17 protein-coding genes are annotated in these 17,024 nt (G+C 32.5%); 12 read left to right on the plus strand and 5 right to left on the minus strand.

Annotated elements, in window-relative coordinates:
• The first annotated feature begins 165 nt into the window (after positions 1-165).
• The 11 genes from PHC28_RS05625 to PHC28_RS05675 all read left to right on the plus strand — a co-directional run bounded on the left by PHC28_RS05625 (position 166) and on the right by PHC28_RS05675 (position 12,641).
• On the plus strand, positions 166-372 hold the full coding sequence (locus PHC28_RS05625) for a hypothetical protein (protein WP_300097128.1): 207 nt from the start codon (positions 166-168) through the stop codon (positions 370-372).
• Between the two features lie 147 nt (positions 373-519).
• Positions 520-1,044 carry a hypothetical protein gene (locus PHC28_RS05630; RefSeq protein WP_300097130.1) on the plus strand — a complete coding sequence of 175 codons (525 nt, stop codon included), beginning with the start codon at positions 520-522 and terminating at the stop codon, positions 1,042-1,044.
• A gap of 154 nt (positions 1,045-1,198) precedes the next feature.
• A complete protein-coding gene (locus PHC28_RS05635; protein WP_300097132.1) occupies positions 1,199-3,724 on the plus strand; it encodes a PIG-L family deacetylase in 2,526 nt (841 codons plus the stop codon).
• 122 nt (positions 3,725-3,846) lie between these two features.
• Positions 3,847-5,568, plus strand: coding sequence for a sodium:solute symporter (locus PHC28_RS05640; protein ID WP_300097134.1), 1,722 nt, complete (start codon positions 3,847-3,849; stop codon positions 5,566-5,568).
• A 516-nt stretch (positions 5,569-6,084) separates the two neighbouring features.
• The gene (locus PHC28_RS05645; protein ID WP_300097136.1) at positions 6,085-7,377 is read left to right on the plus strand and encodes a multiheme c-type cytochrome; all 1,293 of its coding nucleotides are present in this window, start codon (positions 6,085-6,087) and stop codon (positions 7,375-7,377) included.
• Positions 7,378-7,683: 306 nt separating this feature from the next.
• Positions 7,684-8,061 carry a cytochrome c gene (locus PHC28_RS05650; protein ID WP_300097138.1) on the plus strand — a complete coding sequence of 126 codons (378 nt, stop codon included), beginning with the start codon at positions 7,684-7,686 and terminating at the stop codon, positions 8,059-8,061.
• 16 nt (positions 8,062-8,077) lie between these two features.
• The gene (locus PHC28_RS05655) at positions 8,078-8,956 is read left to right on the plus strand and encodes a DUF5777 family beta-barrel protein (RefSeq protein ID WP_300097140.1); all 879 of its coding nucleotides are present in this window, start codon (positions 8,078-8,080) and stop codon (positions 8,954-8,956) included.
• A gap of 414 nt (positions 8,957-9,370) precedes the next feature.
• Positions 9,371-10,237, plus strand: coding sequence for a 4Fe-4S dicluster domain-containing protein (locus tag PHC28_RS05660; RefSeq protein WP_300097142.1), 867 nt, complete (start codon positions 9,371-9,373; stop codon positions 10,235-10,237).
• A gap of 18 nt (positions 10,238-10,255) precedes the next feature.
• Positions 10,256-11,632, plus strand: a complete 1,377-nt coding sequence (gene nrfD / locus PHC28_RS05665) for an NrfD/PsrC family molybdoenzyme membrane anchor subunit (RefSeq protein ID WP_300097144.1) — start codon at positions 10,256-10,258, stop codon at positions 11,630-11,632.
• A gap of 43 nt (positions 11,633-11,675) precedes the next feature.
• Positions 11,676-12,191 (plus strand): hypothetical protein, encoded by a 516-nt coding sequence (locus PHC28_RS05670; protein ID WP_300097146.1) that lies wholly within the window; start codon positions 11,676-11,678, stop codon positions 12,189-12,191.
• Between the two features lie 30 nt (positions 12,192-12,221).
• Positions 12,222-12,641, plus strand: coding sequence for a cytochrome c (locus tag PHC28_RS05675; RefSeq protein WP_300097148.1), 420 nt, complete (start codon positions 12,222-12,224; stop codon positions 12,639-12,641).
• 122 nt (positions 12,642-12,763) lie between these two features.
• On the opposite strand, the gene PHC28_RS05680 is transcribed toward PHC28_RS05675, so the two are convergent.
• From PHC28_RS05680 to PHC28_RS05700, 5 genes are all read right to left on the minus strand, one after another.
• A complete protein-coding gene (locus tag PHC28_RS05680) occupies positions 12,764-13,609 on the minus strand; it encodes a DUF2911 domain-containing protein (protein WP_300097150.1) in 846 nt (281 codons plus the stop codon).
• 75 nt (positions 13,610-13,684) lie between these two features.
• Positions 13,685-14,338, minus strand: coding sequence for an HAD family phosphatase (locus PHC28_RS05685; protein ID WP_300097152.1), 654 nt, complete (start codon positions 14,336-14,338; stop codon positions 13,685-13,687).
• A 36-nt stretch (positions 14,339-14,374) separates the two neighbouring features.
• Complete coding sequence (locus PHC28_RS05690) at positions 14,375-15,100, minus strand: tRNA threonylcarbamoyladenosine dehydratase (protein WP_300097154.1); 726 nt, start codon at positions 15,098-15,100, stop codon at positions 14,375-14,377.
• 26 nt (positions 15,101-15,126) lie between these two features.
• Complete coding sequence (locus PHC28_RS05695; RefSeq protein ID WP_300097156.1) at positions 15,127-15,789, minus strand: TatD family hydrolase; 663 nt, start codon at positions 15,787-15,789, stop codon at positions 15,127-15,129.
• Positions 15,789-16,391 (minus strand): DUF1684 domain-containing protein, encoded by a 603-nt coding sequence (locus PHC28_RS05700; RefSeq protein WP_300097158.1) that lies wholly within the window; start codon positions 16,389-16,391, stop codon positions 15,789-15,791. The genes PHC28_RS05695 and PHC28_RS05700 overlap by 1 nt, the downstream gene beginning before the upstream one ends.
• A gap of 131 nt (positions 16,392-16,522) precedes the next feature.
• Between PHC28_RS05700 and PHC28_RS05705 the strand changes: the two genes are divergently transcribed.
• Positions 16,523-17,024: MFS transporter (locus PHC28_RS05705; protein WP_300097159.1), on the plus strand; the 502-nt coding region annotated here is incomplete at its 3' end.

Here is a 17,024-nt window from a genome sequence, read left to right on the forward strand (position 1 = left end):
AAATGGTAACGCATTACATATCAAAACTAAAAAATTTGCCATCCAAAATTTATTGCTTGTCAAGGTATTCGCTTTTAAAATTTTTCTGCCACGAATTTCACGAATTAGCACAAATTCATAAAGAAAAAATAAATTAACACTAATTTTATCTTGCAAAAAGTGAATTTGTGTAATTTTTTTTCACAAATTGGAATTGGATTTCTTATTACAAATAATTATTTAGTCTTTCGAAATTTCCAGATTTCACTTGCCTTTTACCCAACTATTCCTGGAAATGGTAATAATATTTTCAAAACAAATTCATTCGAAACTACTGATTTTGGATTTCAGGATTTTGGATTAGACAAACCTAGAACCGTGATTTACAAATAGTTTCCTGTTTTTGAACTTAAATTATATTATTACAACTACTTGTTAAATTTATAACTTTTTGTTTTATGAAAAATTTGTGGCACAGTTATTGGAAATTCTCAATCAACTAACAATTTAAGAATTAATAATAACTAAAATACAACTATTATGAACAAGTCACAACTTACTTTAGCAGCGTTTATTTTAATGTTCACATTACAAGCTAACGCACAATTTTCGGTTAGTGTAAATTTAGGATTAAGACCTCAATGGCATAATCAAACTCATTGCAATGATGATGTGAGCTATTATTATCTTCCAGAAATCGAAGCCTATTATGATGTTAATTCAGCAGTCTTTATTTACAACGGTCCAAGAGGTTGGGTTCGTACTGCTTATTTACCTGAATATTGTAGAGATTACGATGTGAATCGTGGATATAGAGTTGCTGTAAATTATAGAGGACATTCTCCCTATGTAAATTTCAATTCCGATAGAGAAAAATACTATCACAGAAATTACAGAAATTATAGAGAAGAATACTATCGTCCACAATATCAAAGAAGAAATGATTATGCAGAAGTATCAAACCATCGCAGATACAACAATGGATATAATAACAATAATTATTACAAAAATGAAAGACGTAATCACAACGAACGTGAAAATAGATATGATAATGATCGTGATTAAATAGGATTCGATTGTATAAAAATTAAAAACAGAGAACTTTACGTTCTCTGTTTTTTTTTGAATAGATCTCTTAATTATTTAGGCATTATTTATCCTATTTTTAAAATTACCTTTTGATATTTACTATATTTGATTTTCTTGTAAAATAATCTAAATGCATAAATTTAAAATTCTATTTCTTCTACTACTTATTTGGACTTTTGCTGGTGCACAAAAACCACAAAAACCAAATTCAGCAGAAATTTACAACCAAATCCAGAAGTTAAATTTTCTGGGTTCTGTTCTATATATTGCTGCACATCCAGATGATGAAAACACAAGATTGATTTCTTATTTATCGAATAAAACCAAAGCACAAACAGCTTATTTATCATTAACACGTGGAGATGGTGGACAAAATTTAATAGGTTCACAACTAAGAGAATTATTAGGAGTTATCAGAACACAAGAACTCCTAGAAGCTCGAAAAATTGATGGAGGTGAACAGTTTTTCTCTCGTGCCAATGATTTTGGTTTTTCAAAAAATCCTGAAGAAACGTTAGAAATTTGGGACAAAGAAAAAGTCCTTTCTGATATTGTATGGACCATCCGAAAATTTCAACCCGATGTGATTATCAATCGTTTTGACCACAGAACCTCAGGAAATACGCACGGTCATCATACTTCATCAGCAATGTTGAGCGTCGAAAGTTTTGATTTGACAAACAATCCAACTATTTTTCCTGAACAATTAAAATGGGTACAACCTTGGCATACCAAACGTCAATTTTTTAATCCTTCGTGGTGGTTTTATGGAAGTAAGGAAAAAATGGATGCTGCCGATAAATCTAATTTTATAAAGATTGAAACTGGTGTTTATTATCCAACCATTGGGAAATCAAACCAAGAAATTGCAGCATTAGGTAGAAGTTGTCATCAATCGCAAGGATTTGGAAGCACTGGAATACGTGGCGAAGAAACCGAATATCTAGAACTTATTAATGGAGAAGCTCCTAAAGATAAAACAGACATTTTTGACGGAATTGATACTTCTTGGAATCGAGTTCAAGGCGGAAAACCTATTGGAGAATTGATTTCAACAATTCTTTCAAAATATAATTTTACCAATCCATCGGCGAGTGTTCCTGATTTGGTAAAAGCCTATTTGATGATTCAAGATTTGGACGAAAACCATTGGAAGGAAATTAAAACTATTGAAATCAAAAAAATAATTGCTGCTTGCTCTGGATTATATCTTGAAGCTGTCGCAGAAAATCAAGAAGCAACTCCGGGAAGTTTGATAAAATTGAAACTCGAAGCCATAAATAGAAGTTCAATTGCAATGAATTTGAAAAGTGTGACCACATTGCCAGTGTCCAAAAACATCCTTCAAAACCTTGATTTAGTAAATAACATTTCACATACTATAAATCTTGATTTACAAGTACCATCTACAATTGAATACACACAACCTTATTGGTTAAAAGAAAAAGCAACAGAAGGTATGTATTCGGTTTCTGATCAAAGAAATATTGGAATTCCAGAAAGTGACCGTGAAGTAAAAATCGCTTTCAATATGGAAATCAACGGAATTCAAATTCCATTTGAACACACTGTGGTTTATAAATATAATGACGATGTAAAAGGCGAGATGTACAATTATCTTGATATTGTTCCAGAAGTAACTACAAGTTTTATTGATAAAGTGTTACTTTTTAAGAACACTGAAGTCAAGTCTGTAGCTGTAAAAATAAAAGCGGGAAAAGAGTCTATAAAAGGTGAATTACAACTTGATTTACCAAAGAATTGGATTGTTTCTCCGAAATCAATTCCTTTCAATTTGGATAAAAAAGGAACTGAACAAACTGTCTATTTTGAAGTAACTCCTCCAAAATCACCAGAAGATATAGTTGCTAGAAGCATTGCCATCGTTGATAATAAACGATTTGACAAAGAACAAATCATCATCAATTTGAACCATATTACAAAACAACAAGTTTTGAAACCTTCTGAGGCAAAGTTTATCCGTATGGATTTAAAAACTTTGGAAGAAAAAATTGGTTACATTATGGGAGCTGGCGATGAAGTTCCTAATAGTTTGACCCAAATGGGCTATAAAGTTACTCTGCTCAATCCTGAAGAAATAACACCCGAAAAACTAGCCAATTTTGATGTAGTTATGACAGGAGTCCGTGCATACAATACAGTTCAAGCATTGGCAAACAAACAAAATATTCTTTTTGATTTTGTAAAAAGCGGGAAAACAATGCTTGTACAATATAATAATCCGAATGATTTAGTAACCTCAAATATAGCTCCCTTTCCATTGAAAGTTTCCCGAGATAGAGTTACGGAAGAAAATGCCGAAGTTCGGTTTCTAGCACCCAATCATCCTGTTTTGAATTATCCCAATACAATTACTTCAAAAGATTTTGAAGGTTGGAAACAAGAACAAGGTTTGTATTATCCTAATGAATTCGATAAAGCCTTCACTCCTATTTTATCCTCGAATGACAAAGGAGAAACTCCAAAAAATGGTGCACTGTTAATTGCTCCTTATGGAAAAGGATATTATATTTATACCGGATTAAGTTTTTTCAGAGAATTACCCGAAGGAGTTTCTGGTGCTTTTAAATTATTGGCTAACACAATTTCATTAAAATCTAAAGTAACAATTCCTGCGGAGAAAATTAAACCCTGAGCAATTCAATTATGGAACCAAAAAAAGAAAAAATCTGGAAAAAAAACTATACTTGGGTGCTAATCGCCAACGCCATTTATATTTTGATATTTTATCTAATAATGAAATTATATTCCTAGACTATGCAACTAATCGATTGGATTGTCCTCACCGTAACCTTATTATTCATCGTTATTTATGGCGTTTGGAAAACTAAAGGAAGTAAGAATGTAGAAGATTATATTCTTGGAAGCAATGAAACCCCATGGTACACTGTAGGGCTTTCGGTTATGGCAACACAAGCGAGTGCTATCACTTTCCTTTCAACTCCAGGTCAAGCGTATCACGACGGAATGGGTTTTTTGCAATTCTATTTTGGTTTGCCCATTGCAATGGTCGTGATTTGCCTCACTTTTATTCCAATATACCACAAGTACAAAGTTTTTACCGCTTATGAATACCTCGAAAAAAGATTTGATTTAAAAACACGCTCGCTAGCAGCTATTCTTTTCTTATTTCAAAGAGGACTGGGAACTGGACTAACAATTTATGCTCCTGCTATAATTTTGTCGGCATTGTTGGGTTGGAACCTTACTTTAATGAACATTATTATTGGTGTACTGGTAATCATTTATACCGTTTCTGGAGGAACAAAAGCGGTAAACGTTACCCAAAAACAACAAATGTTCGTGATTATGTCAGGAATGTTTATCACCTTCTTTCTTATTTTACATTTTTTGCCCAATGATATGACTTTTACAAGCGCTTTGCATATTGCTGGAGCCAATGACAAAATGAATATAGTTAATTTTTCATTCGACCCCGAAGAAAAATATACCATTTGGAGCGGAATCACGGGAGGTTTTTTCTTGGCTTTGGCTTATTTTGGAACCGATCAATCGCAAGTAGGTCGCTATCTTTCAGGAAAATCAGTTCGAGAAAGCCAAATGGGACTGATTATGAATGGCCTTTTGAAAGTGCCTATGCAATTTTTTATCCTTCTGACTGGAGTTATGGTATTTGTATTCTTTCAATTCAATCCAGTGCCTTTGAATTTTAATCCCAACAACAAAATAATTGTAGAAAAATCTGCTTACAAAGAGGAATACCACGCCTTAGAGAAAAAGCTAGAAACCCTTTCCGAAGACAAAAAAGTGATTAACTTATTGTATATCGACCAACTCAATCAAGATTATGATAATCCAATTCTCCGAAAAGAACTCGTTGGATTATCAAGTAAAGAAAAAGATTTGAGAGATCGTGCCAAAGAAATTATCCTGAAAGCCGACAGTCACAGTGAAACCAATGACAAAGATTATGTGTTTTTTCACTTTATATTGAATTATTTACCCAAAGGCCTTATTGGTTTGTTGCTTGCCGTAATTATCTCTGCAGCGATGTCTTCTACAGCTTCTGGACTCAATGCATTAGCATCTACAACTGCCATCGATATTTATAAACGTAATGTAAAAGAAGAAAAAACTGAAAAGCATTATGTAAACGCTACTAAGTTTTTTACCTTGTTTTGGGGTATCGTCGCCATCCTTTTCGCCAGCATCGGAACTTTGTTCGAAAACTTGATTCAATTAGTTAATATCGTGGGTTCTATTTTTTACGGAACGGTTTTAGGAATATTCTTGGTGGGTTTCTATTTGAAATATGTGCAGGCCAAAGCAGTTTTTTACAGTGCTGTAGTTAGCCAATTAACCATTTTCATCATTTACTACTATGCTATTTTCATATTTAATAGCGGCGAAGAAAAACTAGGTTATTTATGGCTCAACTTCATTGGAGCAATGTTAACCATAGTTTTAGCTCTGATATTACAATCCTCTTTTTTTAGAAATAAATCTTTAATAAAATAAAAATATCTATTTTTCTTGGTTTTGAATTGATAATCATCAAAATATATTTTAACAAATACTTTTTTATTTTTTTATTAAACCTTCACAATTACCCCAATAAACTAAATTTTAGAATTCAATCTTTCTTCAAAAATTATAATATAAAAAATTCATTGAATAATTATATTCTTAAATAATTTAATATACCGCTAGTATTTTGTAATTTTATTGACAAATACTTAAATTGTAATAAAAATATTTATGAATATGATAAATATCATATAATTAAGTTTTTTTATTATTGAAATTTACATGGTTAAAGTTTTGTTAACATATATCTACTATATTCATAGCAACAGATATTTCAAAATATGATAAATATCATGGAATAACCTGTTAAATATTCGTCAATTCGTAGAGTGAATTTTTACTTAAAAACTATTAAATATATGAAGTAAAAGAAAAAAATAATAGAAAGAAAATTAAAATAAACAAGAGCTAATTAAAATAAATTAAATAAATAAAACAATCAAAATTATGAAAACAGTTAAGCTAATTATGGCAATTTTCGTAGGGATTCTATTTGTATCGCTACAATCGTGTACTCATGCCGACTATGTACCAGTTCCAGGTCCAACAGGTACAGATGGAACAGACGGAGTTGATGGAACAGCATCATGCGTCTCTTGTCACTCTGCAGCACACAGAGATCCTATTATTGCATCTTATGAAGCAGGTGGACACAGTATGGGTATTGAAGTTAATGGTGTAGTATCAAAACATATTTATGGTACAAATATTACTTTTTCTGATGGCTCTTTAAATAGTAATAGAGCATTTTGCTCTCAATGTCACTCTCAAGAAGGATATATTGATAATGCAAAATACGGACGAGCAAACCCTAAAGGATATGATGCCTATCAAGCAATTTCTTGCGAGGGTTGTCATGGTCAACTTCACAGATCTCTTAACTTTGCCGTTGATGGAAATGACTTTGGTTTAAGACAAATAACCGCAGTACCACAAAAAATTAACCCAACAAACTTCTTAAACGCTTCACCAACTGGAGGTACAAGTGCAAACAACACATGTATCACATGTCACCAAATAAGACCCGATTCTAATGGATTCTATAAAAGACCAGTTATTGAAAGTGGAGAAAAAGATATTAATGGAGCTGTTGTAGTAAACAATGCTGTTGGAGGTCCAACATATAAAATTTGGTCTATGAAAACTCCTGCATTAGCTATTGCTCCATACCCAGCAGCAGCAGCAGGAACAAATTACAAAACTTATTCAAATTCTGGACTTGGTGCACACGAATCACCTCAAGCTGATATATGGATGGGAATCACAGGAATTGATATTGAAGGAACTACAACACACTTACCAGCAGCTAAAACTGGAAAACACTTTATTTCTTCTTCTTGTATTCAATGTCACATGGACAAACCTCTAGCAGATGGCTCTAAAGGACAACACTCTTTGAAAGTTTCATTCCAAACTTGTGCAACATGTCATACTAGCGCTGCAAATGCTGAGACTTTATTGACAACTTTCAATATAGACTATGATGCAAAAATTGAAAGTTTAAGATTAGCATTATCCGCACAAACTACTTACTTTACAACATCTGCAACTGGATCAGTGAGTATCAATAAATCTGGAATAGGTACGGCTAATGACACTTATTATTCAAAAGACATTCCGCTTAAATATGTACAAGCATACTGGAATTACAAACTATTGACAGGTGACCCTGCAAAAGGTGTTCACAACCCACTTTATGCTAAAGCATTGATTCAAAACTCTATTGAAGCATTACAATAAATAATAATAAACTACCTCGAGGCAATGTCTCGAGGTAGTTTTATAAAAAAATTAAAATCATTGGCTCTAGGTTTAAACCCATAAATCAAAAAAGGGTTAAAAAAATTACATATTGTAATTACTAGCAAGCTAGTTACCGTAGATCCTGCCAACGAAGTGAAGTTTTAAATTGGTAAAGAAATGAAATTTAAAATGTCATTCTTTAGCAATGTAGCAATTGCTCACAGAACTTTAAACCTTTTGACAATAAAATTGTTAAATATTTAAAATTCAAAAAAAACAATTATTCGTTTAAAAAATAAAAAGATGAAAAAAATATTTCAATATTTATTAATGCTCGTTGTAAGTTTGATGGCAACATCTTGCTATTATGACGAGTTACCTCCAGAACCCGTTATACAGATACCTGATAGTGTTTCGTATTCAACCGATGTACAGCCATTATGGGATCAATCCTGTATCAGTTGTCATAAAGCTGGCGCAACTGCTCCAGATTTAACAGCAGGAAATTCTTATGCTGCATTAATGGCAAATTATGTTGTTGCTGGAAATGCTGCTAACAGTCTTTTGCACAAATCGCTTATTGGTCAAGGAGCTCCACTAATGCCAACAGCTGGAATATGGAGCGATTCAAAAATTGCTCTTGTTGACAAATGGATTAATGATGGTGCTCTTAATAACTAACTATAAATAGGAAATCATGAAATTATATAAAACAATATTTATAGCCTTATTTGCTTTGCCAATGATGATGGCAGCTCAAGAAGTACAAGATACCATAGCAGTACAAGAAGAACAGGTTGCTGAAGTACAAGATACTATTGCACCTGCTACAGTTGAACTTGAACGTGCGGCTTTTGAAAGCACTTCATTAATTGAAAGTCAAACCAATCGTGTTTATTCAAAAGGAACCATCGAAATGATTATGAACCACCGTTTTGGTCTTGTTAATGGAACCAATGATATGATTGGAATTTGGGCTCCTTCTAATATTCGAATTGCTTTAAACTATTCTATAACAGACAGAATTACCGTTGGATTTGGTACAACTAAAGATGCTAGATTATTAGATTTCAGTCTTAAAGCGGCTATTTTTAGACAAACTGTTGGTAACAAGATGCCTTTTAGTATTACTTATTATGGCAATTTTGCTAATAGTACATTATCAAAAGTAAATTTTATAAATACTTCTAACCGTTTTTCATTTTTCAACCAATTAATCATTGCAAAACGTTTCAGCAAAGCAATTTCATTCCAGATTGCTCCTAGTGTTTCTCACTTTAATGCATTAGATGCCTCAATGAAAAATGATTTATTTTCAATAGCAATTGGAGGACGTGCTAAAATTACTTCTGATATGTCAATTCTTCTAGAATCTAATCAGCCTTTGACTAAACAAGCAAATAATCCTAAGCCAGGATTAAGCACTGGGGTCGAATTCTCAACCGTTGGTCACACCTTTCAAATATTCGTGACTAACTACCGAGGAATTATCAATCAGCAAAGTATTATGTTTAACCAAAACGATTTCTTTTCAGGAGATTTTGCAATTGGATTTAACATCTCAAGAACTTGGTAATATTTAAATAAATTATTTGCATAAAAAACTACAGATGTTTTAACAAAATTGAATTAGAAATAAACGAAGAAGAGGATTCTCTCTCCATAATAGGATGAGTTTATCCTCTTTTTCTATTCAACCTACTTAATCAAAACAAAGTCTAATTAAAATTAACTGATATTAAATAGTTTACCCGCAATTAATACGGAAAATAAAATATCAAAATAATTTCAAAGTATGATAAATATCATTAAAAAAGGCAAAGGAAATATTGAAATTTACATCATAATTTAAATGGAACAAATCAGTTTTAAAGTGGTAATTTTATTTAAATTATTTTACTAAAAAGTAATACTAAACAATATGGAAAAAGAAAACAATAATTCATCCAGAAGAAATTTCCTCAAACTTGGTGCTTTAGGTGGTATCGCCTTGGCCGGAACAGCGATTGCTAGTGCAGTTACTGATGAAAGCACAAAAGTCACAGGTAAAAAAGTAAAAGTTCTCACTGCTGATGGTAAATTGATTGAAGTAGATAGCTCACTTGTTGATCACCATGCCTCAAATGATAAATTTACCAAAGAGGAAATTCGACAAGGAGTTGAAGGGAAGAAATTTATCCGAGTTATTGATTTAGCCAAATGTGCTAATGAGAGAAAATGCATTGAAGGATGTCAAAAGGCTCATAATTATTTAGCCCCTGTTGAATACATTAAGGTTAAAAAAATGCAAAATTCTCCACTTGAATCACCATATTGGTTCCCAACTATGTGCTATCATTGTGATAATCCACCTTGCACAAAAGTTTGCCCAGTTGATGCTACATTCAAACGCTCAGATGGAATTGTAGCTATGGATTATGATCGCTGTATAGGATGTAAATTTTGTATGGCAGCTTGTCCATATTCAGCTAGAACTTTTAATTTTGGAAGACCAGAACAATTAAAATTTACCGAAGAGCATGGAAATGACACTTCAGATCCAAATCACTGTACAACTCCTTATGCCCAAGAAGGAACTGTAGCAAAATGCGATTTTTGTACAGATCGCTCATCAAAAGGATTATTACCAGCCTGTGTTGTTGAATGTCCAAACGGTGCCATCCTTCATGGTGATGAATTAGAAGATGTAGTAACAAATGGAGAGGATACCTTTAGACTAAAAAAACTATTGCAAGACAGAGGAGCCTATCGTCAATTTGAAGAATTAGGAACTCAACCACGTGTTTATTACTTACCGCCTGTGGCACGAAATTTCCCGTTTGAAGATGCAACAGAAGTTCATAACACAAAAGAATAATCTTTAAAAAGTAAAATTATGTCTAAAGAAAAAAATATACCAGAATCAACAAAATACGAAACCTTTACGCAGGAAGAGTATATGATTATGAAAGATGACCTGCTTCGACCTGTCGAAAAAATTGGAATAGCAGGAAAAATTTGGATTACATTTTTAACAGCTATATTCTTGGCAGGAGTTTTTGCCTATTATTTACAAGAATCTAGAGGTAAATATGTAACTACAGGCTTGAGAGATTATACAATGTGGGGAGTTTATATTTCCAACTTTTTATTTTTGGTTGCTTTAAGTTTATCATCCGTATTTATGTCAGCAATACTTAAATTGACTAATTTTCAATGGTATCGACCTCTTGCTAGAATTGCAGATGTAATATCCCTTTCCAGTATCACAATGGCGGGAATATGCATTATGATATCAATGGGGAGACCAGACAGACTTTGGCATTTGTTTGTATATGGGCGCATTCAATCTCCAATAATTTGGGATATTATAGTTGTTGCTACTTATTTTGCAGCCTGTGTTTTAGTTCTTTTCATAGCATTAATTCCTTCTTTGTCTACATGTAAAAATCATTTAAAAAACCTTCCAAAATGGCAATTGAAAATGTATGATATTCTTTCTTTTGGATGGGAAGGAACAACAGAGCAATGGAAGATATTAAAAAAGACAGTACTTATTTTGACTATATTAATAATTCCGCTAGGAATTGCACTCAGAACAGTAAGTGCTTGGCTTTTTTCAACAACCTTACGACCAGAATGGGATAGTACTAATTTTGGTGCCTATTTTGTTTCAGGTTCAGCATTAATAACTGTTGCAGTAATGATTATCGCTGTTTATGCATTTAGAAAAATTTACAAATTAGAAAATTATTTAACCGAAATGCACTTTGACAAATTGGGTCGTGCTATGGTGTTGATGGGATTAATATATGCCTATTTTAATATCAATGAATACCTTGTTCCTGCCTATAAAATGTCAGGATTACACGCTAATCACTTATTGAATTTATTCATAGGCGAAAATGCTCTTTTTTATTGGTCGGTAGTATTTTTTGGAATTGCGGTGCCAAGTATTTTACCAATGTTAAAAAAAATGAGAAAACCACTGCCACTAAGTATTATTGCTCTAGCAGTTTTAATTGCTGGTTGGTTTAAATTTTATTTAATTGTAATCCCTGGTCAGGCTCATCCTTTGTTACCTATACAAGATGTTCCTGAATCATGGAAACATTACACTCCAAGTCTGATTGAAATGACGATAGTTGCAGCCACAATTGCAGGAACTATGCTGATTATAACCTTGTTCTCAAGATTTTTTCCTATCATTTCAGTATGGGAAGTTGCAGAAGGAAAATTAGAAGGAAAAGAAGAAATAATTAACTATAAATAATTCTGAGATGAAAAATTATAACTGTTTCATAGTATCCTGTTTTATGTTGTTGTTTTCAATGACAGCTTCATTTGCACAAGATAAAGAAGCAAAAATTACCTTGACATTTGCAAAAGTTGATTCTGTAAATGTTTGTAAAGCTCTTGTAACTTCAGAGGGAAGTCCGGTAATTGAAATCCCTGTAAATTTATCAGTAAAACGTCTGTTCAGCAACCTAGCTTTAGGTGATGCAGTCTCAACAGATTCAACAGGTGTAGCCACTTTTGAAGTCCCTCAGGATATTCCATCACGTGATGGAAAATTAACTATATTTGCTAAAATAGAGGATGATGAAAACTATATGAACACTGAAACAAGTGGCGAAGTAAATTGGGGTACGATAGTTGTTAGTGATAACTCAAATATCAACGAGCGTTCTATTGCAGCAGGAAGAAATGGAGCTCCAATATATTTTATTATTTCGTCACTACTAGTTATAGGATTAGTATGGGGTTTCTTGATATACTCAGTCTTACAAGTATTCAAAATTAAACGATTAGGAACTATAAATAAAGATTAAACAATTAAAACAACTATTAAATTTAAAATTATGAAAAACTTAAAACAAATTCTTTTTGGCTTAGCAGTTATAGCAGCCTTTACGTTCACCCAAACTACTAACGCACAAGCAAAACCAAAAGGAAAAGAATGGAAAGTTCCTGCTGCTGATGCTAGCAAAAAAAGCACTGTAAAAGCAGGTGATGCATCTGCAATTAGTGAAGGAAAATCAATCTGGGGAACAAATTGTAAATCTTGTCACGGTATTAAAGGTCTTGGTGATGGATCAAAAGCAGAAAAAATAGACATTTCTTGTGGTGATTTTTCTTCTAAAGAATTCCAATCTAAATCAGATGGTGAAATGTTTTATTATACAAAAATTGGAAGAAAACCAATGCCTTCTTTTAAAGAAAAATTAAGTGACACAGAGCTTTGGCAAGTTGTAGCTTATATGAGAACCTTAAAAAAATAATTTTTAAGAATTTATAAACAAAACAAAAGGGCTTGAGCAATCAACCCTTTTTTTATGCAATGATTTGACATAAAAAATCCCGTTGACTATAAACGGGATTTTTATGTTTATTAAAAAGTTTTTTATTTCTTACTCCACTCTGCAATACTATCTTTATTCATTTTTACATAGTCTTGGTTTTTGGCAATTTCTGCCGCGTCAAGAGAGATTTTAGCAGTTTCAATAGCTCCTTTCTTGTCTCCTTGTTTTGCTTGAATCAATGATTTCAAACGGAAATAGTAATAAGGTTTATCTGCATTCATTTCTATAGCTTTATCAACATAAGTTCTCGCTTTTACAATATCTTCATTTGATTGAAAAAAGTATTGAGCAGATGAAAAATAATCACCTGCAGTTGGACCAGCAAGAGTTTTTTGGATACTCGTCATCGTGGTTTTTTGTGTAGGAACTTCAAACTTAATGGCAACAATTGTATTTTCCCAAGACAACTCTAAAAAGGCATAGTTTATATCTAAATTACTAATTCCAATAGTAAAACTTTCAAGTTTTCTGTCTAAAATCTCAGGTTTTACATTAGTTCTCAAAGCCACATTTGCTTCATCCCAAACTGCTGGATTTCCCCAATTGTCCGTTTTAGAATAAAAAACAATTTCCCAATTATCTGCTTTTGGAATGGTGTAAATAGCATATTTCCCTTTAGCTAAAGTTTTACCATCAATAACCACATCATCACTAAATGAGATTGTTGTATTTTCATTGGCTCCAGTTCTCCATAATTTTCCATAAGGGACCAAATCTCCAATAACAGCTCTGCCTCTAGCACTTGGTCTTGAATAATTAACTTCCACTTCGGTCAAACCAACAACCTGTGTCAAAATTGATCTCGGACTTAATTGAGGTGTTTTTATTTGTGCCTCAATAGCATAATTAGCAATCATTATTGCCAAAATAAATATTATTTTTTTCATAGTATAAAATTTAGATGTTTTTTCAAATTTACAAATTCAAGCGATTATATATGTTAATTATTACTTAATATGAAATTACAACCGAGCCACTTTTTCAAAACTTAACTCATCAAAATGATTAATTACTAAATCTGCCAATGATAAATCTTGCATTTTTGAATGTTCACTATTGTAACCAATACAATAAATACTAGCCGATTTTGCAGCAATAACTCCATTAGTGCTATCCTCAATTACAATACAATTTTCTTTTGGAGCGATTGATAAAGAGGCTGCAAATTCAAATATAGCAGGGTGTGGTTTTGAATTCGGAAAATCCTCTCCACTAACAATATGAGAAAAATACGGATGCAATTTAAACCGTCTAAAAACTCTATCTATAGTCACTTTCGAAGCCGATGAAGCTACTATCAATTGCATTCCGTTTGAATGTAAATCTTTAATCAACTTTTCAACTCCATCTAGCAAAGTTAAATCTTCTTTACTGTCGAAAGCATCGTTAAAAATAGTACGTTTTCTTTGTATTAAATCTTCTACCTCATAATCAAGAGGAAAAAGTTCTTTCAATTTCTGAAATGTATTTCGAGTTGAAAAGCCCATAAAAGAGGTAAACATTTCCTCGGTTACGTCAATATTCATCTCTGAAAATTGTTTAAAATAAGCATAATGATGAACGGGTTCTGTGTCAACAATTACACCATCCATATCGAATATTACTGTTTGAATCATTTTGGGTGTTGGGTTTTGAATGAAATTTTTTAATTTTTAATTCGTAATGTTTAATTTTAAAAGGTATCTAATTACAGTTTCAGCAGCATATAAACCAAACAATCCTGGCATATAACTGTTTGTTCCATAAAAAGATTTTTTATAATTAGATCCATCAGTCATTTTTAAGCTAGAATCATCTTGAATTTCAGATGAAAAAACTACTTTCAGTTTGTCAATTTTTGCTTCTTTTAATCTTCTACGAATGGTTTTTGCTAGAAAGCAATTTACCGTATTGGTAATATCGGCGACCTTAACTTTCGAAGCTTCCATCTTTCCTCCTGCTCCCATCGAAGAAATAATTTTGACTCTTTTCCGCTTGGCAGCAATTATCAAATTCAACTTTGGTGTTACGCTATCTATACAATCTAAAACATAATCAAACTCACTTGAAACCACCTCGAAAGCACGTTCTGGAGAAAGAAATTCTTGGATTCTAGTAAGTTTCAATTCCGGATTAATGTCCATCAAACGGTCGCCAACAATGGTTACTTTAGGTTGTCCAACAGTCGAATGCAAAGCAGGCAATTGTCGGTTTATATTCGTAATATCGACCACATCTCCATCAACAATAGTCATTGTTCCTACTCCTGCTCTAGCCAAAAATTCAGCGGCAAAGGAACCAACTCCGCCAAGTCCTACAACCAGAACATTGGCATTTTTTAATTTTGTTAATCCTTCGGGTTTAAATAAAAGTTCCGCTCTTTCTGTCCATTCTGCCATAATTCTTTGGTTTCAAGTTTAATGTTTCAAGTTTCCGAAAATCTGAAATCAAAAACTCTTGTAAAATTATTATTTATTATTCCTTTAAGTTCTTCAACTTTAATGTTTTTATATTTCGCTGCCAAAGCATAAACTTCCCGAATTCCTTCCTCAATTGTATCAGTTTCCAAGAAAAATCGATTGTTTGGAACACTTTTAAAAACAGATTCTAATTCTGGAATTTTCAATAAATATTTTCCAAACGAAATATAAAATCCATTGTCAATTAATTGTTTGGCAACTTGCTGGTTTTTCGAAAATCCGTGAATTAGCATAGGAACCGTAATATTCAATCTTTTCTTGATTTCCATTACTTCCTGAAAAGAAGCAACACAATGAATCACGACTGGTTTCTGATATTTTTCGGCTAAAGCCAATTGCTTTTCGAAAACCAATTGTTGCAAATCAAACGGAATTTCGATGCGTTTATCTAAACCACATTCGCCGACGGCAAGACATTTTTTTTCTTGCAATTGATGCTCAATAATCTGCAAATCCGCTTCTACTCTATCTTCAACAATAAACCAAGGATGAATACCAATAGAATAAAACGGAATCGAGTCATCAAATTCTTGCGGATATTGATTGACTAATTCTAACACTTCCGATTGATTCGTGAATTTGTGTGTATGAAGATTGAAGTATCGCATTAGTCGTGGAATTTCTTAACTCCAGCATTAATTTCTATATTCAAATCGTTTTCCAAAGGAACAATTGGGCAAGAATAACGATGACTATAAGCGCAATACGGATTATAAGAAGTATTAAAATCGATGGCAATGGTGTCCTCTTTTGGAATCTTCAAATCGATATATTTTCCGCCAATGTAGCTTTCGTTTCCAGAAGTTAAATCGGAAAATGGTAAAAATAAATAATCCTTATATTCTTCCTTTTTTGACAATTCAATATTCTTGTAAACATTCAATTGAAATGATTTTCCGTCGATAGAAAACTGTACTATTCCATATTTTACATACATTGGTTTCCTATCGGTTGATGTTTTCATCTCGAATGGCATTTCGTTTTCCGTTCTAACGAATTTTGCAATTACATAGAACTTTTCAGTAATTGGATAAAAATCCAAAGCCTTGAATTCTTTTAAATCTTCGGCATCCAACGGACTTGTTTTAGCGTCAGCAAATTCAATATTTAGGTCTTTTTGAAATTTTTCAACAGACGCAATGTCAAATTTTTCTTGGCAAAAGCCAAAATTCAATATTCCCAAAAAAAACAAGGTTAGAATATTTTTCATATTTTAAATTTTAGCAAAAATAGCTTAAAAGTTATTAAGCTACAAAGATTCTATTTTGAGAAATTTTGATTTGCAGTTAACGATTGTGTCTAATAAAAACTTTGTAGATTTGCCAACTATAAATTTATCCAATGCTAAAAACCGCTCTCAAACAATACATCAACAACTTCAAAGGTTTTAGACGTGAGGTATGGATTCTAGCTCTCATCACTTTTATCAACAGAGCGGGTACAATGGTTTTGCCGTTTTTGTCGAAATATTTAAAAGAAGACTTGCATTTTACCTACGGACAAGTGGGATGGATTATGGTTTGTTTTGGTTTTGGTTCAATGCTTGGCTCTTGGTTGGGAGGCAAATTATCAGACAAAATTGGTTTTTATAAAATAATGGTTTTCAGTCTTTTTACCAGTGGAATTCTATTTTTCATATTGCAATACATAACCACTTTCTGGGGATTGTGTTTTGGAGTTTTTGGTATTATGTCGGTTTCAGATATGTTCCGGCCAGCGATGTTTGTTTCACTTGGAGTGTATGCAAAACCCGAAAACAGAGTTCGTGCCTTGTCATTAATTCGTTTGGCAATCAATTTTGGTTTTGCAGCTGGACCAATGCTTGGTGGACTTATCATTTTAG

Origin of the sequence: Flavobacterium sp., from assembly GCF_028712645.1 — a bacterium.
Classification (GTDB): Bacteria; Bacteroidota; Bacteroidia; order Flavobacteriales; family Flavobacteriaceae; genus Flavobacterium.